Raw genomic sequence first — 18,510 nt, forward strand, 5'->3', positions numbered from 1 at the left:
AACAGGGTATGCACAATAATCAGCTGCATAGTAAGCACTTGCTCTGTGGTTACCCGATGCACCAATACCACCAAATGGTGCTGCACTTGATGCACCTGTGATTGGACGGTTCCAGTTTACGATACCTGCACGAATACGACGTAAGAAGTGATCGTAATCTGCTGCGCTGTCACTTAATAAACCGGCTGATAAGCCAAAGCTTGTGTCATTCGCTTTATCAATAGCGGCATCAAAGTCAGTAAAGCGGAACACTTTAAGCAGTGGTCCAAAGTGCTCTTCATCTGGGAAGTTAGCCACATCGGTACACTCTAAAATACCCGGTGTTACAAAGCCGGTATTTTCTTTGTGAGTAAGTTCAACTAACACTTCAGCACCAAGCTCAACAAGTTGCTTTTGCGCTGCAACCATTCCAGCGGCTGCTGCCGCAGAAATCATTGAACCCATGAAAGGCTGATCTTCTGCGTCGTAGTCACCTACTTTAATCGCTTTAGTCGCTTTAATAAGACCGGCTAAGATAGCATCACCCTGCTCGCCTTTTGGTAAAAACAGTTTACGCGCACAGGTACAGCGTTGACCGGTTGAGATAAACGCTGATTGGATAATATCGTGGATAGCCGCTTTAGTATCAGCAACATCAGTGACGATAAGCGGGTTATTCCCCCCCATCTCTAACGCTAGGATTTTACCCGGCTGACCGGCAAACTGCTCATGTAAAATATGACCAGTACGAGAAGAGCCCGTAAAGAATAAGCCATCAATACCTTTATGAGACGCAAGCGCTTTACCAGTTTCAACTTCACCTTGTACAAGATTGATAACACCTGCAGGAAGACCGGCTTTTTCCCATAACTTTAACGTTAACTCAGCAACAGCAGGCGTTAATTCTGACGGTTTAAATACCACGGTATTACCTGCTAATAATGCAGGCACAATATGACCATTTGGTAAGTGGCCAGGGAAGTTGTATGGACCAAATACTGCGACAACACCATGAGGTTTATGACGGATCATCGCACGGCCTTGCGGCATTGGGTTTTCAACATCACCAGTACGCTCTAAAAATGCTTTTTCAGAGATAGCAATTTTACCCACCATAGCACCTGCTTCAGTGCGCGTTTCCCAAAGTGGTTTACCGGTTTCTTGTGCAATCGCAACAGCGAGTTCTTCACTGTGCTCTTTTAGCGTTTCAGCAAATGTTTTTACAATCGCTAAACGCTCAGCAAATGATTTGTCAGCCCAGCTGTAAAATGCTTCACGTGCAGCAGACACGGCACTGTCTACTTGCTCAGCTGTTGCACTGTTTGCTTGCCAAATTACGTCGTTGTTTGCAGGGTTAACAGACTGAAAAGTATGACCAAGGCCTGCTTGCCATTGACCATTAATAAATTGCGCTGCATGAGTCATTAATATGTCTCCTGAATTCTATAGTTCTGCTAGTGATACTGAATCACCCGCTTCTAGGTGAAGTGCTTTTGCTAATTCACTTGAGATTGTGATGCTATCGGCATCGCATGATAGGCTAACTTGAGTCACGGTTGCTCTAAAATCAGCAATTTTATCGTTTGCTAACAATACCGTGGTGTCGCCTTGGCTTTCACCAATTTCAACTTTGAATGTTTTGGCATTACGAATTGTAGCTATATTTTCGATCTTTGCTTCAACCGTTGGGCCTGCGTCAAAGATATCTACGTAACCGTTAAAGGTGAAACCTTCGTTTTTTAAAAGTTCAATAGCAGGACGCGTGTTAGCGTGCACTTGACCGATTACAGCTTGCGCATCTTTGCTCAATAAGTTGACGTAAATTGGGTACTTAGGCATTAACTCAGCAATGAACACCTTTTGACCAATTCCGGTGAGGTAGTCGGCAGTAGGAAAGTCCATTGAAAAAAAGTGCTCTTCTAACCATTGCCAGAATGGGCTTTCACCGTTTTCGTCTGATACACCACGCATCTCAGCAATCACAGTTTCTGCAAAGCGTTCTCTATGCTGGTTTATAAACATAAAACGCGCTTTTGAGAGTAATTTACCATTATTATTTTTACGGTAGCCATCTTTTAGGAATAACGTGCATAGCTCTGTTGCCCCTGTGTAATCATTACACAAGGTAAGAATATCAACAGCTTTGTATACATCAAGGGTCCGTGAAGAGTGAATCACTTTACTTAAGTGGTAGTGATAAAAAGCATCATCTAAACCAACAGCTGCTTCAATACCAGAAGTACCAACAACTTCACCAGTCTCGCTATCCTCAAGAACAAACAAGTAACCTTCATCACCTGGTTGTTGGGCAGCTTTTGCAAATGAGCTGACAGAATGATCTATTTTCTTTTGTAGCAATTGTTCATTATTAGGCAAAGATGTGAAGCCATGTCCTGACTCTACGGCAATCTTTACTAATGAAGCGTAATCACTTTGCTGAATTGGGCGAAGGATCATCATAAGTCCGCTTGCTCCCTTATAAATAACGGTAAATTAAGAAATGTGGGCAAGCTGTGCTTGCCCTGAGTTGGCAGTTAAGAAATTAACTATTAGCGACTTTAGCAACCGCTTTTTCAAAACGAGCCATACCTTCGCGGATATCAGCTTCTGGAATTACAAGTGACGGAGTGAAACGAACAACATCAACACCTGCAACTAAAGACATCACGCCTTCTTCTGTTGCTGCAACTAAGAACTCTTTTGCACGACCTTTAAATTGCTCTGTTACTACAGCACCAATTAATAGGCCTTCACCACGGATTTCAGTGAATACATTGTGCTTTTCGTTAATCGCCGTTAGTAACTCACGGAATAATGCCGACTTTTCTTTAACACCATTTAATACTTCTGGTGTATTTACTGTATCGAATGCCGCTTCTGCTACTGCACATGCAAGTGGGTTACCACCGTAAGTAGAACCATGAGTACCTACTTTTAAATGCTTAGCAATATCAGTTGTGGTGATCATTGCACCGATTGGGAAACCACCACCTAACGCTTTGGCTGTAGTTAAGATATCTGGAGTTACGTTTAGACCTTGATAAGCATAAAGCTCACCAGTACGACCAACACCTGTTTGTACTTCATCAAAAATTAAAAGTGCATTGTGTTTAGTACACAGCTCACGTACACCTTCTACAAATTCTTTGGTTGGTGAAATGATACCGCCTTCACCTTGCAGAGGCTCCATCATTACCGCACACGTATTATCAGAGATAAGCGCTTCGAATGCTGCTAAGTCGTTATAGTCACAGTGCACGATATCGCCAGGTTTAGGACCAAAACCATCAGAGTATGCAGCTTGGCCACCTACCGTTACAGTGAAGAATGTACGACCGTGGAAACCTTTATTGAATGAGATAATTTGCGACTTTTGCTCGCCATAGTTATCAAGAGCAAAACGACGTGCTAATTTTAGTGCCGCTTCATTTGCTTCTGCGCCTGAGTTAGCAAAATATACTTTCTCTGCAAATGTTGCATCAGTTAGCTTTTTAGCTAGACGAAGTGCAGGCTCATTAGTCATTACATTTGATAAGTGCCAAATTTTCTCGCCTTGCTCTTTTAATGCACTTACAAGAGCTGGATGGCAGTGACCTAGACAGTTAACTGCGATACCACCAGCAAAATCGATAAATTCGCGACCTTCTTGGTCCCATACACGAGAGCCTTCGCCTCGAACAGGAATAACACTTGATGGTGCATAGTTAGGAACCATTACTTGATCAAATAATTCACGATTGACTGTCATTTTATATCCTCTTAATTGTAAGCACACGAAGAGTAAGGTGGCATCTTAAAGCTAAACTAAGCCATTTTAATTAGCCGATTGAGCTTAGCGTAAATTCACCTAAATTACTCTTTGGTTCAATTTTCATTCGTTCATTATTTCAGAAAATTTTCGTTCTGTCTCTTAGAAAACTTTCATGTAGCCCTTGAAAATAAAGGGCTCGAGATATTTTTTCATGGATAGTGAATAACTATTTGAAGGTTGTTTTTTAGACTAAATACGATAAAAAGGCGTGCTGCTAGTAAGCACCGCAGAACATGCTTACAGAAAAATTGTCAGTGTGGATTGATAAACAATGAATGAATAGTCGCAAAAAAATTAACATTTTTTTTAATTAATTTGGATATGGAAGCGATCAAAATTGCATTTTGCAAGCTGATCGAGCTCTTCTTGAGTGAAGTTAAAGTGCGCAAACCAATGCTCAGTTTCGTCTTGTTCAACTAATTGGTGCTCATTTAAACTTAAGTATTGAGCATAACAACGCGCTTTTAATATCACTTCTGTAAGTGGTAGGTACTCATCGTTTTTAGCTAGTGGCGTTGTTAATTGCTGCATCACCGCATTAAAGGGTAAATACTTAAATGACATTTGCTCAATAACAGTAGCGGTCACTTTCATTGACAGAGTTCTCAATAATGAGCTTAAAAACAAGGGATCTGGCTTAAGCTCTAAAAGTGCCGTGTGTAAGTCTTTCTTTTGTTCTTCACGCGCTTTTGCCACTTGTCGCTGCCAAACTCGCTCAAAGGTGCGTAAATACAAACGCACTAAAGCAATTTTGCCAACATCCAATAACATACCTAAGGTAAACGCGTGTACCTCATTTACACCATTTAATTTAGCAAGCTCTTGAGCCGCAATGGCACACGCCATCGAATTATCGCGCAAACGACGCTTTAATAATGGAAATGGTTCTGTACTGTGAGGCATCCAATGGCGAACCGCAAATGTAGGCACAACAAACTTTAAATTATCTAAACCAATATAACGCAGCGCTAATAATGGGTTATCAACTTGAACCGAGGTATGCTTGTTACGCTGCTTACGATAGAAAGGCAAATTAACAAAGGCAACCAACTCACGGCCTAACCAACTTAAATCTTTAACTAAAGGTTCAAGGCGACCAACCGATGCGGAGCGTACTGCTAATATTTCTAAAATCGCTGGAACACTATCTTGAATACCAATTGTTTCATGCACAACCGAATCGACGTCTTCTAGCTGCTTGTTCATAGCTGCTTCTATGACTTGATGTAACTGCTTACTCGCCTGAGCACGGTACTTATGATGTGCTGTACTGCTTTTTTGTCGCTTCTTTTCGGCTGCAACTTCCACCTCTAATAAAGTGCGTTGCTCCATCGACTCACCGTAGTCAATCTCTAAGGTGTGAATATAACCAATTTGGCGCTGTGCAAAACTATGACCAAGCAATAGATCGTGGGCGCGTTCATTGAGCACCATCGAAGTCCTTTGTTGTCGTTTTTCTTCAGTAATTTGCACAGGGGTATTGTCAGTCATATTTGTTAATTCATTAGCCTAAGATTAGAAGCGAGTTAAAAAGTTAGCAAGTAATTCAAGTCCCTGCTGAGTCAAAATTGCTTCAGGATGAAACTGCACCCCTTCAAGCGCTAAATTAGCATGCATTAAACCCATTATTTCTTCGAAATCAGAATTTTTCTCAGTCCAAGCAGTGATTGTAAGGTCATTAGGTAAATGCTGCTTATCAACCACTAATGAATGATATCGGCAAACGGTAAGTGGGTTTGCTAACCCCTTAAACACCCCTTGGTTGTTATGTTTAACCAATGAAGTTTTGCCATGCATAACTCGTTTTGCTCTGACTACTTCAGCCCCAAGCGCCTGAGCAATAGTTTGATGCCCTAAGCAGATCCCAAGAATAGGCACTTCACCTTTTAGCTGTTCGACCACCTGTAACGAAATACCCGCTTCGTTGGGTGAACATGGGCCGGGTGAAAGAACAATATGTTCAGGATTAAGCTGTTTGATCTCTGCAATGCTGATCTCGTCATTACGTTTTACCAATACATCTTGATCTAAGCGCTGAAAATACTGCACTAAGTTGTAGGTAAACGAATCATAATTGTCGATCATTAACAGCATTGCGTGTAACCCAAAATTACTCAGTCAAAATAATGAAGGCGCATTTTAACCCAAGTGCTGCGAAATGTCGGCAAAAAATGGTTTATTCCTCAGCGATTAAATGCGCTGTAAGGTCAGCCCTTTCCTGCTCATTAAGTTTTTGCGAGCATTTGTTTGCAAAGTCGTAACGCACGAGTACAGTTTTACCAACGGCGCAGCAGTTATCTTGTTGCCATGCTTCTTGGCGAAGCACAAATGAGCTAGAGCCGATGTGCTCTACACTGGTTTTAACGGTTACATCGTGGCCATAAAACAACTCACCGACAAAACTTACCTCAACCTTAGCAATGATCAATTTCCACTCATAAGGGTTTAGATCGGGGGTAAAAAACCTGAAAATAGGCGCTCGGGCGGCTTCAAACCATACAGGGAGTACGGTATTGTTGATATGCCCTAGCACATCAGTTTCGCTAAAACGAGGTGTGATAGTCTCAGTAAACATAGTAACCCTATAAAAAATATAAACTAAAGGTAGCTCATGACGGACTTTATTCGCGTATACGAAAACGCCCTCAGCAAAGAATTTTGCGACAACTTTATCACGGTATTTGAACAAAGCCCGCATTTAAAACAAGGCATTACCTCTGGCGGCGTGGATTTAGCAAAAAAAGACAGCCGCGATTTATATCTTAATAATCATCCAGAGTACGTTGAGCAACTTAAGCATATTCAGCAAACAACCGCCAGCCACATCTTTAAATACCTTGAAGAGCATATTTTCATGATGATAGGTGCATTTGGTTTAAAGGTATATCATCCGAAAACAGGTCAGCCAGTTGATCTTACACAAGATAATTTTGAAGAAGTTGGCAAACCACAATTGCCATTACTCGTGCAGCAAATTTTCCGCCTCGGGCCTATTCAAGCACAAAAATACGATATCAATAAAGGAGGCTACCCGTATTGGCATAGCGAGGTATACCCACAAAACGGTCATAACGAAGCCTTGCATCGCGTACTGTTATTTATGTTCTATTTAAATGATGTCGAAGAAGGTGGTGAAACTGAGTTTTACTATCAACAGCGTAAAATATCACCGAAGCAGGGTTCTATGGTCGTAGCACCGGGTTACTTTACTCATACGCACCGAGGTAATAAGCCCATTTCAAATGATAAGTATATTTTAACGTCGTGGGTTCTATTTAACCGTGCAGAGCAAATCTATGGGCAACCACAATCCTAGCGGTAAAAATCCAACTGACTGTTAGCTCTGTCAAATAGCAGCCCCTTCGGGCTGCTTCAAACTTATAGCTAAAAACTTAGCTTTAATTTTTTAGTAATTGATCAAATAAATCAAAAACCTTATCAAGCTCTTCAATTGTATTGTAATGCATACAGCCAATGCGAACTACGCCGCCTGTCTCTAATACACCGAGTTGCTTACATAAGCCTTGCGCGTAGAAGTTACCATCCCACACACAAATATGTTGCTTCCCTAAAAATTCAGAAACAACACGCGGCTCGACGCCTTCAAAAGTTAAAGCAAAAGTCGGTGTGCGATTAGCAACACGCTCTAGATCATTAATACCAAACAGCTTAATGCTCGGGTAATCTGCTAAACGAGTTAAGAAATGCTTACTTAATGCCATTTCGTGCTGTTTAGTGATAGCAAATGCAGCCGCCAGTTTTTCTCGGCGTGAATGACTGTCATCAAGCTCACTAATTGCAGCAATGTAATCAACAGCAGCAATGAGACCAGCTAGCGCTTCAAAGCTTTGCGTACCCGTTTCCCAGCGACCTGGGGCAACATCTTTTGCAGGCTCAACTTTGTATGGTGTGAAACCTTCAAGGTGCTCACGTTTGCCATATACAATACCAAGATGAGGGCCAAAGAACTTGTATGCAGAGCACGCTAAAAAGTCGCAATCAAGTGCCTGTACGTCTACCAGCTCATGAGGTGCGTAATGAACGGCATCAACATAAACTAGCGCACCAACTGCATGAGCAAGCTCAACAATGCGTTTAATGTCATTAATTGAACCAGTAGTGTTTGATGCATACGTCACTGCAACAAGCTTTGTTTTGCTTGATAAAAGGCTTTCAAAGTGTGCCATATCTAAGCTGCAATCAGCTTCATTGATAAGAGCCGTTTTTACTGTTGCGCCCTTATCTTCAGCAGCTTGCTGCCAAGATGAAACATTTGAGTAGTGATCAGCATTTGTGACAATAATCTCATCACCGGCAGTCCAACCACGCGAGATGGCACGACTAAAGCTGAACGTTAAGCTTGTCATGTTTGCACCAAACACGATTTGCTCTTTAGATGGGGCATTTAATAAATCGGCTGCTGCTTGGCGAGCGCTAGCCATTAACTCAACCGTTTTATCACTTGAGAAAAATGCACCACCTAAGTTCGAGTTGTAGTAACCCAAATAAGCAGTCATGGCACTTAAAACCGACTGTGGCACTTGCGAGCCACCCGGGCCATCAAGGAAAATCGGTGACTGACCAGCAACTTGTTGCATAAGTGCAGGAAATTGACGACGTAATTGCGTTAAGTTCATGATATACCCTTACGCAGTTAGTACGAAGCAATCAAGGTAACCTTCTTTGCTTGCGTCTAATTTATTCATTGGTGTTGCGTTGTGCCATACTTCACGGTCATTAATAAGCGCGAACATGCCGTCTTTAATTTCCATTTTGAAACAAGGCTCTGCTTGCTGATGTTCATAAACAAGTAGCTCACCCCCTTCAAGGTTTTCGTGTGATACACCACATACACATACGTGATCAAAACCATCTTGGTGAACACCTTCAGGCGCAGCGGGTGTATCGCTGTCAATCGCAAGCATTCTAAATTGGTGAATTTCAATATCGCGATCATCGCTGATCCCCGTCATATCGCGGAACTGATTAACGATTTGCTTCATGCCATCAGTGGCTAATAAGCTATCTTCTAAATTTTCATAAGTACGCTCAACATTACCTTGGAAGGTATTGATTGAGTCATCCTGCACAAATGCTTTAGTTGGTTGTAGCTTTAATTCACCATCAACGACTTTGATTACTGAATAGCGACGCTTACGAAATTGACCATCGGCGTACGGATTCGCAGGTAGGTTAGCAAAAGAAGGCTTTACTGCGTCAATATGAGCTTGGCTTACAAAACGAAGTTGCAATAGATTCTGGTTGTTTAATTTTGTCATAACGATCTCGCCTTAATATGTTGAGAATATTGGCGAGGATTTTAATGCAATTGGTAGGAAATTTTTGCGTTATTATGTAAACAGCAATGATGATTTATGTAGCTTTAAGATCGAATTTAGAAGTAAATTAGAATTTTTATCTAAAATAAAAAGCCCGCTGGATGCGGGCTTTTTAGCTATTTAATTTTAATTAGAATTAAACGGCTTGCTGAACGATTACTTGGTCTGCCTTTTTAGTGTATTGAGGCATACGGTGGAAGTTCAGGTAACGATATGTATCAGCTGCAGTTGCATTGATCTTATCTGCATACTCTTGGTACTCAGCAGGTGTAGGTAGTTTACCTAAGATTGCCGCTACTGCTGCAAGCTCTGCTGATGCTAAGAATACGTTTGCGCCAGTACCTAGACGGTTAGGGAAGTTACGCGTAGAGGTAGACACAACCGTTGCTTTATCAGCAACTCGTGCTTGGTTACCCATACATAGTGAACACCCTGGAGTTTCGATACGCGCACCTACACGACCAAAGATACCGTAGTAACCTTCGTCAGTAAGTTGGTCTTTATCCATTTTAGTTGGTGGTGCAACCCAAAGTTGAGTTGGGATACGGCCACTGAAACCATCTAGTAGTTTACCTGCAGCACGGAAGTGACCGATGTTAGTCATACAAGAACCGATGAATACTTCGTCGATTTTCTCGCCTGTTACGTCTGAAAGAAGACGTGCATCATCAGGGTCATTTGGAGCACAAAGGATTGGCTCTTTGATATCAGCTAGGTCGATTTCAAGTACGTGTTTGTACTCTGCATCAGCATCAGCTTCCATCAGCTCAGGGTTAGCTAACCACTCTTGCATTGCTGTGATACGACGCTCAATAGTACGAACATCACCGTAACCTTCAGAGATCATCCACTTAAGCATTACAATGTTTGACTCTAGGTATTCAGCGATAGACTCTTTAGAAAGTTTAACTGTACAACCTGCAGCTGAACGCTCAGCTGACGCATCAGAAAGTTCGAAAGCTTGCTCAACAGTTAGGTGCTCAACACCTTCGATTTCTAGTACACGACCAGAGAATTCGTTAATCTTACCTTTCTTCTCAACTGTTAGAAGACCTTCTTTGATACCGTAATAAGGGATTGCATGTACTAGGTCACGTAATGTGATACCTGGCTGCATTTCGCCTTTAAAACGTACTAAGATTGACTCAGGCATATCAAGTGGCATTACACCTGTTGCTGCTGCGAATGCTACTGCACCAGAACCCGCTGGGAATGAAATACCTAGAGGGAAACGAGTATGCGAGTCACCACCAGTACCTACTGTATCTGGTAATAACATACGGTTTAACCATGAGTGGATTACACCGTCACCTGGACGTAGCGATACACCGCCACGGTTCATGATGAAATCAGGAAGTGTGTGGTGAGTGTTTACGTCGATTGGCTTAGGATAAGCTGATGTATGACAGAAAGACTGCATTGTTAAATCTGCAGAGAAACCTAAACACGCTAGATCTTTAAGTTCGTCACGCGTCATAGGACCTGTTGTATCTTGCGAACCAACCGTTGTCATTTTCGGCTCACAGTATTGACCAGGACGTACGCCAGGCATGTTACATGCTTTACCAACCATCTTCTGAGCTAATGTGAAGCCTTTACCAGAATCAGTTACAAGGGCAGGTTTGCGGAAGATATCTTCAGCTTCCATACCTAGTGATGCACGTGCTTTATCAGTTAAACCACGACCGATGATCAGTGGAATACGACCGCCAGCACGGACTTCATCAAGAATTACGTCTGATTTAAGAGAGAAAGTAGAGATTACTTCATCTGTGCCGTGACGCTTAACAACACCTTCGTATGGGAAGATATCGATTTGGTCACCCATGTTTAGCTCATCAACAGGTAGTTCGATTGGTAATGCACCAGAGTCTTCCATTGTGTTGAAGAAGATAGGCGCGATTTTACCACCTAAACATACACCACCAACGCGTTTGTTTGGTACGTGAGGAATATCATCACCCATGAACCAAAGTACAGAGTTAGTTGCAGATTTACGAGAAGAACCCGTACCAACTACATCACCAACGTATGCAAGAGGTAAACCTTTAGTTTTAAGCTCTTCTAGTTGTGAAATTGGACCAACTTCACCTGGTTTGTCAGGGTTGATACCATCACGTTCGTTCTTCAGCATTGCTAAAGCGTGTAGTGGGATATCAGGACGTGACCATGCATCTGGAGCAGGTGAAAGGTCATCTGTGTTTGTTTCGCCCGTTACTTTGAATACGGTAACTGAGATTTTTTCAGCAACTGCAGGCTTGTTTACAAACCATTCTGCATTTGCCCAAGATTCGATTACTTGCTTAGCAAATTCGTTACCTGCTTTCGCTTTTTCTTCTACATCGTAGAAAGCATCGAACATTAATAATGTGTTTGATAAACCTTTAACAACGATTGGTGCTAACGCTTCGTCGTCTAGAAGTTCGATCATAGGTGCGATGTTGTAACCACCTAACATAGTACCAAGTAGCTCAGCTGCTTTTTCTTTTGATACAAGTAGTGAGCTCGCTTCGCCTTTTGCTACAGCTGCAAGGAAACCAGCCTTAATGTAAGCAGCATCATCAACACCTGGTGGTACGCGGTTAACAAGAAGGTCTACGATAAATTCTTCTTCACCTGCCGGTGGATTTTTGATTAGTTCAATAAGATCAGCCGTTTGCTGAGCATCTAGTGGCGCTGGTACGATACCTAACGCGGCACGTTCTTCTACGTGTTTACGATATTCTTGTAGCACAATATTGCCCTCTTGGTGACGTGAAAGTACTCGGTTCTATTAATCTAAATAGCAATTTTACCCAGTACTTATAGTATTCTGACAGTTAATTATAAAGCTTTTAAGTATAGATGAAAATCCATGCTGCGCTTAGGCACTTTATATTCAGTATAAATAACATGAATAGTACTAAAAAAAAAAGCTATTCTGATGAATATTTATTAAGAATCATTCCTATCTGTGTTTTAAAAGCAAAAAACCCAGCACTAGGCTGGGTTTTAAACTCTATGCAAAGTCTAACTATTAACGCTCTACTTTAACACGTTCAATAACTTTAACTTTTGCTTCTACACGACGGTTTTCTGCATGTGCTTCCGGCGTGTTAGCTGGATTTTTAAGACGCTCTTCACCATAACCAACTGTAGTTAGGCGCATCGCATCAATACCATCTTCAATAAGCTTCTTAGCGACTGCATCAGCACGTTTTTTCGATAACCACTTATTGTAGTCTGCTTTACCAACAGATGAAGTGTGACCTTCTAATACAACATCAGTGCCTGGATGCTCTTTTAAGAATGCAGCTGCACTGTCAATATCATCTAAATATTGTTGTGAAACTTTAGATGTATTGTTAGGGAATGTGATTAGTAAGCTCTTCGTTACTTCACGGTCTTCGTATAATGTACAACCAGAAGCATCTACAGCATCTGTCATAGGAGTATTAGCGCATTGGTCATCTGCATCAGGAATGCTGTCGCCATCGCTATCAACTGGCTCAACCGGAACAGGTACAACTGCAGGTGCTGGCTCAACTGGCTCTGGTTCGCTTTGATCACCAAAGATATAGCTGAAACCTAATTTAGCACCAACATCAGTGTAACCACGGTCAAGACCTTGGTATAAAGAAGTTTCTGCGTTAAATGCAAAGTTATCTGTAAAGTAGTGCTGGTAACCGGCACCCACGTTAGCAAACATTAAATCTTCATCAACAGCGTCAAGGTTTTTCAAACCGAAAATACCGTAGAATGGGCCACCGCCAAAGTGATACAAACCATCGATACCGTAACGCTTACCACTTTCAGAACCACTCATTGTAGTTCCATCGTTGTCGGTCACGTTCCAATCGAAATCCATATCTGCGTATTCTAAGCGGGCACTCCAGTAATCGCTAAAGCGATAACCAAGCTCTAAACCCCACCCTGTTGAGTCGTCTACGTCTAGGCCACCTGGCGGATAATCACGGATATTCTCCCATGAATTATCGTAGTAATCACCAAACGCACCAATATAAAAACCTTGTTTCTCGGCTGCGATTGTTGAGGCACTTGTTGCAGCAAGCGCTAAAGCAATTGTAAGTGGTTTCAGTTTCATGTTTCATTCCCTTCCATTTAAGATAACTTAAGGCCGTGTAGCCTACATTCCGTCAAGATAGTTGATGAGTAATTAATCCAAACTTAATAAACCCAAACAACATAATAAATTTTCTTAATTTAACAACACCAACTAAATACAGCGACGTAAAAAGAATCAATATAAATCCAACAATATTGATACTAAAAAAACATTACAGTAAAAATAATTATATTACCTAATAATTATTCTACAAGGTAACTAAAAAAGCTATAGCACAAATGGTTGATAGTTACTTTGATGATTCAAATCAATATTCACTTAAATTATCATTTAACAAAAAGGTACATTCTGAAGATTATTTTATTTAATCGAAAAATAATTATGTTCTTAAATTAAAAAAATAAAGCCGAACCAACTACTTGGCTCGGCTTTACTATTTGTAACTATTTATAAATATAGGAGTATTTACATATTTATAATAGTTTAGTCTTATTTACGAAGAACTTTTACTCGTTCAACGCTTGTAATTTGCGCTTCTACACGACGGTTTTCAGCATGTGCTTCCAGTGTGTAGGCTTTATTTTTCAAACGCTCTTCACCGTATCCAACTGTCGAAATTCTATCTGCAGCGATACCGTCTTTGATAAGTTCATCTGCAACATCTTGTGCGCGCTTTTCTGAAAGCTTCATATTATAGTCAGCATCACCCACTGCAGAGGCGTGGCCTTCTAATACAACTGATGTGTCTTGGTTTTCTTTCATAAACGCAGCCACATCTGCAATATCGCTGAAGTATTTGTTTGGTACTTCTGCTACATCATGCGGGAAAGTAACTAACAAGGTGATAGTTGCTTCTTTTTCTTCGTATAATGTACAGCCTGTGCTATCTACTGCATCAGTCATTGGTGTGTTAGCACACTGATCATCAGCATCCATAACACCATCATTATCGCTATCAGTTGGAGCACTAACAACCGGCGCAGGCTCTACTGGCTCAGATGAGCTTTGGTTACCGAAAATATAGCTGAAACCTAATTTAGCGCCAACATCAGTGTAACCACGATCAAGACCTTGATATAAAGACGTTTCAGCGTTAAATGCGAAATTGTCTGTAAAGTAGTGCTGATAACCGGCACCAACGTTAGCAAACGTTAAGTTTTCATCTAGAGCACTTAAGTTCTTAAGACCAAAAATACCATAGAATGGGCCGCCACCTAAGTGATATAAAGCATCAATACCGTAACGCTCGCCGCTTTCAGAGCCACTTGTTGAAGTACCATTAGCTAAATCTGCAGTCCAATCAAAGTCCATGTCTGCATATTCTAGACGCGCGCTCCAGTAATCACTGAAACGATAGCCTAACTCTAAGCCCCAACCAGTTGAGTCATCAACATTCAATCCACCTGGCGGATAATCACGAACATTTTCCCAAGAATTGTCGTAATAGTCGCCAAATGCGCCAATATAAAAACCTTCTTTTTCAGCAGCGAGGGCTGTAGAACTCGTTGCAGCCAGTGCTAACGCAATAGTAAGTGATTTTAGTTTCATTATTTCCTTCCCATTTTCACAATAAAGCTGTTTTCAGCTAATGTTTGTTGAGTATTTAAAAACTGTTGAGTAGCTCAAAAAATCAATCTTACGATAGTTCATAAGCCACAATTTTACTTATTTATTAATTATCAATGCTTAACACTTGATGCTTAATACTTAATAAAGCTGAATCCAATATAACAAAAGAATTATTTAAATTACGTCTAACATGATTCTAAAGTCGTATTAGATCATCATCTAAAGCAATATGTTAACTCCATTCTATGATAGCACTTGCGTTTATTCTGCTCAATCAGCAAGCATTTAAAAAAACTAAATAAACACTTTTTATTTCAAGCAAGTACAAATGCATTAGGTACCACAAAATGTTTGATAATTAGCATCGCCATTTTCAGGTGGCTCATACCAAGATTCGAATTGCTGATCGTAAACGTAGGGCTTTGATAAAACTGATAAAAAGCCATTCAGCATTGAACTACATCCTGTTTTTTCATATTCCGCCAAGATCATTTCAATATTATGATTGCGTGGAATGACTGCAGGATTAACAGCACGCATGATGTCATAACTTTCAGCTGATGTTCTGACTCGCCACTTTGCAGCCCACCCCTTAATACTATCCGGTAATGCAAAATCCGCAAGTAATGACTCCGTAAGAGCATTGAAAGTATTAGTATAATCAAGGTTATTTTGCTGCATCAGAGTGAGTAACTCAGTCACTAAAGCTTGGTTATCGTCGTGTTCATCTAGAAGTCCTAACTTCCGTCGCCACATTGTAGTAAATGCATGATTAAACTTTTCAGCAAAACTATTTACTGCACTGGATAATAACGACAAAGCTTGCTGTTCATTTTTAAATAATGGCAGCAAGCTCTCAGCTAATCGCGCGCAATTCCAATTCGCAATGTTTGGTTGGTTACCGAATGCATAGCGCCCTTGATGGTCTATGGAACTAAACACTGTATCAAAGTCAAACTGGTTCATCATAGCGCATGGGCCGTAATCAATGGTTTCACCACTCACTAATGTATTGTCTGTATTCATTACACCATGGATGAATCCCACTCGCATCCAACTGATGATAAGCTCAATTTGCTTATCTATTACTGCGATTAAAAAGTCTACATAACGTTGCTCTGCACGTGTATCTATCTCTGGGAAATGACAACTGAGTGCGTAATCAACTAACTTTTCTAAGCCTTCAATATCGCCCTGGGTTGCTAAATACTGAAATGAACCAACGCGAATATGACTTTTTGCTACGCGAGTTACGACAGCGCCTGGCCGAGGTGGTTGTCGATACACCGTTTCGCCGGTAGTAACAACAGCTAAGCAGCGAGTTGTCGCGACACCTAATGCAGCCATCGCTTCGCTCATTATAAACTCACGAACCGCCGGCCCAATCGCACAACGTCCATCACCACCACGTGAAAACACTGTAGCACCCGCCCCTTTAAGCTGTATGTCCCACAGTACTCCTTCAACGTCTTTAACTGCTCCAAGCAAATGCGCTCTGCCATCCCCCAGACGTGGTGAGAAATGACCAAATTGATGCCCTGAGTAACCTAAAGCAATAGGCTTTACGCTGTCATCAGTTATTGAGCCACTTAACTGTCCTGCTAGGTATTCTGGATCATGATTAATACCAAGCGACTGAGCTAATTTATCATTGAATAACAATAATGCGGGATCAGCGGCGCGAGTAGGCATATCTTCAATAGCCAATAGTTCGCTGATATCGGTATACCTAGTTTGCAGTTTCATAAAAAATCCTATCGCGCAGCTATGCCAACGCGGTTATCGCCTACCCCATAGGCAACTAATTGACTTAGCGCTTGCAGGCTAAAGCCACTTTGTTGTTGTAGCTCGTTGAAAAAGTCTTGTGCAGCTTGTAATGACTTTTTAGTTTGTAAGCCACCGTCAATTAATTCATGAGCACGTAAATAATTTTCTACGTCTCGAGACAGTAAAAAAGTATCCTTACCCATGGCACGCAATGCATAAGGCCCTGTGTTCCCACCTAGTCGCGCACCATGCTTTTTTAAGTAAGCCCACAAACCGATAATATTATTTACTGGCCAATCAGCTACAAATTGGCTGAAACTGCCATGTTTTTCAGCTACTTCATGGATCATGTAGGCATTTTCAGGGATCGTTTGTACTTTTTTAAAGTTACGAATAATACGTTCATCACTGGCTTTTTGCTCGAGCATATCAGGTGGCATCATTAATAGTTTCTCAACACTGAAGTCCCAAAATACCTCTCGAAATCCTGACCACTTACTATTGATAACAGACCAGTAAAAACCACTTTGGAACACTTTACGCGTTAACTCTTCCAACCATAAGTCGTCATGCATTTTGGCAATGTCAGCGCTATCAAGCGGGTCAGAAAGCAGTGCAAGCAGCATTTCTTCACTGCCCTTACGGGTGACAGCTCGCTGATAGATATCGTTAAACTTTTCCATTCTTCTTCCAATTCGTCTGGGTAATACTAGTGTACTAAAAACACGCTTATACGTAACCATGTTGCAAAATCGGTCACTAAAAAAACGAATACTCCGCCTTGACACCTAGATGGCTAAAATGCTTTAATCGCCGCTGATACCCTATTTAACTATGTTGGCTTTAAGCTATAAAGCGAGCATAAAGGGCTGGAAGAGGTGCGTTATTCAGGTAGCGTATAGGAGGAGCACAGACTCTGTTGATCATACGTGAGGGGAATTAACGCCGAGAAGTAACACCGTTTGTGAGGTGCTTATTTCGGGCGACTGGGCTGAATCCCAGCGACTGTCACCAACAATAGCAAAACGCTATTGATTAGTTTGGTGGAGAGCTTCTGGTCTTAGTATAATAAGGCCGTTGCGTCTTTATTATTTTAAGCCCATTCGCTCTTCGAATTATACCTTGTTCGAACGACGACATGCGGCTCCATTCAATTGCTCCCGCATAAACTCTTCGAATACCTTATAAGTTCGTGAGAGATGATCAACAATTTTGATTTAAACGACTATCCACTATGGACAGCGCTTGTCACGCCATTTTCTGAATCTGGCGAGGTCGATTATACGGCCCTTGGACAACTGGTCGCTGAGCAGCAAGATGCAAATAACGGCATTTTATTGCTTGGCAGTACCGGTGAAGGACTGGCGCTTTCACTCAAAGAGCAACAAGCCATTGTTGAGCATGTTTGCCAATTAGCACCGACTGTACCACTCATGGTTGCTGTGGGCGGCATGAACCTTAAGCAGCAAATTGCTTGGGTTGAATACTGCAACCAACTACCTATTCATGGCTACCTGTTAGGTTCACCTCTGTACGCAAAGCCTGGGGTTGTTGGCCAAACACATTGGTTTGAAAGCCTACTTAACGCAAGCCATCACCCTTGTATGTTGTATAACGTACCAGGACGTAGCGCAGTTGAGATCTCACCGCAGGTGATCAAAAACCTTGCTGAGCACAAAAACCTTTGGGCTTTGAAAGAAGCCAGTGGTGACATTAGCAAATTTGAAGGCTTTAGAACGGCGTCACCAACACTGGCTATCTTCAGTGGTGATGATGCACTTATGCCGTATTTTGCTCAAGCGGGTGCAAAAGGCTTAGTTTCGGTTGCCGCAAATGCTTGGCCGAGTCAAACCCATGAGTTTGTTAAACGCAGTTTAAGTGGTCAATATCCAAATCTATTCACCGATTGGTCGCAAGCGATTCAAAGCTTATTTGCTGTCGCAAATCCAATCCCCGTAAAAGTACTGATGCACCTGCAA

15 protein-coding genes and 1 riboswitch are annotated in these 18,510 nt (G+C 41.6%); of the genes, 2 read left to right on the plus strand and 13 right to left on the minus strand.

From position 1 onward, the window contains the following. The 6 genes from astD to L1267_RS22460 form a co-directional block, all read right to left on the minus strand. Positions 1-1,404 (minus strand): succinylglutamate-semialdehyde dehydrogenase (gene astD / locus L1267_RS22435; protein ID WP_235384235.1); only part of this gene is annotated, 1,404 nt, incomplete at its 3' end. An 18-nt stretch (positions 1,405-1,422) separates the two neighbouring features. Then, positions 1,423-2,439 (minus strand): arginine N-succinyltransferase, encoded by a 1,017-nt coding sequence (gene astA, locus L1267_RS22440; protein ID WP_138556677.1) that lies wholly within the window; start codon positions 2,437-2,439, stop codon positions 1,423-1,425. Positions 2,440-2,521: 82 nt separating this feature from the next. Next, a complete protein-coding gene (locus tag L1267_RS22445; RefSeq protein WP_135923253.1) occupies positions 2,522-3,727 on the minus strand; it encodes an aspartate aminotransferase family protein in 1,206 nt (401 codons plus the stop codon). A 369-nt stretch (positions 3,728-4,096) separates the two neighbouring features. Beyond that, positions 4,097-5,257: an HDOD domain-containing protein gene (locus L1267_RS22450; RefSeq protein WP_138556718.1), complete on the minus strand. Its 1,161-nt coding sequence runs from the start codon at positions 5,255-5,257 to the stop codon at positions 4,097-4,099. 48 nt (positions 5,258-5,305) lie between these two features. Next, on the minus strand, positions 5,306-5,884 hold the full coding sequence (locus L1267_RS22455) for an anthranilate synthase component II (RefSeq protein WP_235384236.1): 579 nt from the start codon (positions 5,882-5,884) through the stop codon (positions 5,306-5,308). A gap of 82 nt (positions 5,885-5,966) precedes the next feature. Then, entirely contained in the window at positions 5,967-6,365 is a 399-nt protein-coding gene (locus L1267_RS22460; protein ID WP_054552415.1) for an acyl-CoA thioesterase, read from the minus strand. A 36-nt stretch (positions 6,366-6,401) separates the two neighbouring features. On the opposite strand from L1267_RS22460, the gene L1267_RS22465 reads away from it, so the two are divergent. Then, a complete protein-coding gene (locus L1267_RS22465; RefSeq protein WP_235384238.1) occupies positions 6,402-7,106 on the plus strand; it encodes a 2OG-Fe(II) oxygenase in 705 nt (234 codons plus the stop codon). Positions 7,107-7,188: 82 nt separating this feature from the next. On the opposite strand, the gene L1267_RS22470 is transcribed toward L1267_RS22465, so the two are convergent. The 7 genes from L1267_RS22470 to L1267_RS22500 form a co-directional block, all read right to left on the minus strand. After that, positions 7,189-8,427: a cysteine desulfurase-like protein gene (locus L1267_RS22470; protein ID WP_235384239.1), complete on the minus strand. Its 1,239-nt coding sequence runs from the start codon at positions 8,425-8,427 to the stop codon at positions 7,189-7,191. Positions 8,428-8,436: 9 nt separating this feature from the next. After that, a complete protein-coding gene (locus tag L1267_RS22475) occupies positions 8,437-9,069 on the minus strand; it encodes a 2OG-Fe dioxygenase family protein (RefSeq protein ID WP_199527633.1) in 633 nt (210 codons plus the stop codon). A gap of 196 nt (positions 9,070-9,265) precedes the next feature. After that, positions 9,266-11,863, minus strand: coding sequence for a bifunctional aconitate hydratase 2/2-methylisocitrate dehydratase (gene acnB / locus L1267_RS22480; RefSeq protein ID WP_235384240.1), 2,598 nt, complete (start codon positions 11,861-11,863; stop codon positions 9,266-9,268). Positions 11,864-12,145: 282 nt separating this feature from the next. Further along, positions 12,146-13,213: an OmpA family protein gene (locus L1267_RS22485; RefSeq protein WP_135923247.1), complete on the minus strand. Its 1,068-nt coding sequence runs from the start codon at positions 13,211-13,213 to the stop codon at positions 12,146-12,148. Positions 13,214-13,684: 471 nt separating this feature from the next. Next, positions 13,685-14,743 (minus strand): OmpA family protein, encoded by a 1,059-nt coding sequence (locus L1267_RS22490; protein WP_135923246.1) that lies wholly within the window; start codon positions 14,741-14,743, stop codon positions 13,685-13,687. Positions 14,744-15,097: 354 nt separating this feature from the next. Further along, on the minus strand, positions 15,098-16,510 hold the full coding sequence (locus L1267_RS22495; protein ID WP_235384241.1) for a protein adenylyltransferase SelO: 1,413 nt from the start codon (positions 16,508-16,510) through the stop codon (positions 15,098-15,100). A gap of 8 nt (positions 16,511-16,518) precedes the next feature. Beyond that, positions 16,519-17,214, minus strand: coding sequence for a DNA-3-methyladenine glycosylase I (locus tag L1267_RS22500; protein WP_135923244.1), 696 nt, complete (start codon positions 17,212-17,214; stop codon positions 16,519-16,521). A gap of 182 nt (positions 17,215-17,396) precedes the next feature. Continuing rightward, a riboswitch (Lysine riboswitch) is annotated at positions 17,397-17,593 on the plus strand. Positions 17,594-17,730: 137 nt separating this feature from the next. On the opposite strand from L1267_RS22500, the gene dapA reads away from it, so the two are divergent. Further along, a partial coding sequence (dapA, locus tag L1267_RS22505; RefSeq protein ID WP_235384242.1) for a 4-hydroxy-tetrahydrodipicolinate synthase occupies positions 17,731-18,510 on the plus strand: 780 nt, incomplete at its 3' end.

Origin of the sequence: Pseudoalteromonas sp. OFAV1 (assembly GCF_021532595.1) — a bacterium.
Classification (GTDB): Bacteria; Pseudomonadota; Gammaproteobacteria; order Enterobacterales; family Alteromonadaceae; genus Pseudoalteromonas; species Pseudoalteromonas lipolytica_C.

What these genes read in the sequence shown, in the direction of transcription:
- L1267_RS22500 (WP_135923244.1), bottom strand. Translation starts at nt 17,214, where the DNA reads ATGGAAAAGTTTAACGATATCTATCAGCGAGCTGTCACCCGTAAGGGC.
- L1267_RS22490 (WP_135923246.1), bottom strand. Translation starts at nt 14,743, where the DNA reads ATGAAACTAAAATCACTTACTATTGCGTTAGCACTGGCTGCAACGAGT.
- L1267_RS22485 (WP_135923247.1), bottom strand. Translation starts at nt 13,213, where the DNA reads ATGAAACTGAAACCACTTACAATTGCTTTAGCGCTTGCTGCAACAAGT.
- L1267_RS22475 (WP_199527633.1), bottom strand. Translation starts at nt 9,069, where the DNA reads ATGACAAAATTAAACAACCAGAATCTATTGCAACTTCGTTTTGTAAGC.
- L1267_RS22445 (WP_135923253.1), bottom strand. Translation starts at nt 3,727, where the DNA reads ATGACAGTCAATCGTGAATTATTTGATCAAGTAATGGTTCCTAACTAT.
- L1267_RS22495 (WP_235384241.1), bottom strand. Translation starts at nt 16,510, where the DNA reads ATGAAACTGCAAACTAGGTATACCGATATCAGCGAACTATTGGCTATT.
- L1267_RS22465 (WP_235384238.1), top strand. Translation starts at nt 6,402, where the DNA reads ATGACGGACTTTATTCGCGTATACGAAAACGCCCTCAGCAAAGAATTT.
- L1267_RS22470 (WP_235384239.1), bottom strand. Translation starts at nt 8,427, where the DNA reads ATGAACTTAACGCAATTACGTCGTCAATTTCCTGCACTTATGCAACAA.
- L1267_RS22455 (WP_235384236.1), bottom strand. Translation starts at nt 5,884, where the DNA reads ATGCTGTTAATGATCGACAATTATGATTCGTTTACCTACAACTTAGTG.
- L1267_RS22460 (WP_054552415.1), bottom strand. Translation starts at nt 6,365, where the DNA reads ATGTTTACTGAGACTATCACACCTCGTTTTAGCGAAACTGATGTGCTA.
- astA (WP_138556677.1), bottom strand. Translation starts at nt 2,439, where the DNA reads ATGATGATCCTTCGCCCAATTCAGCAAAGTGATTACGCTTCATTAGTA.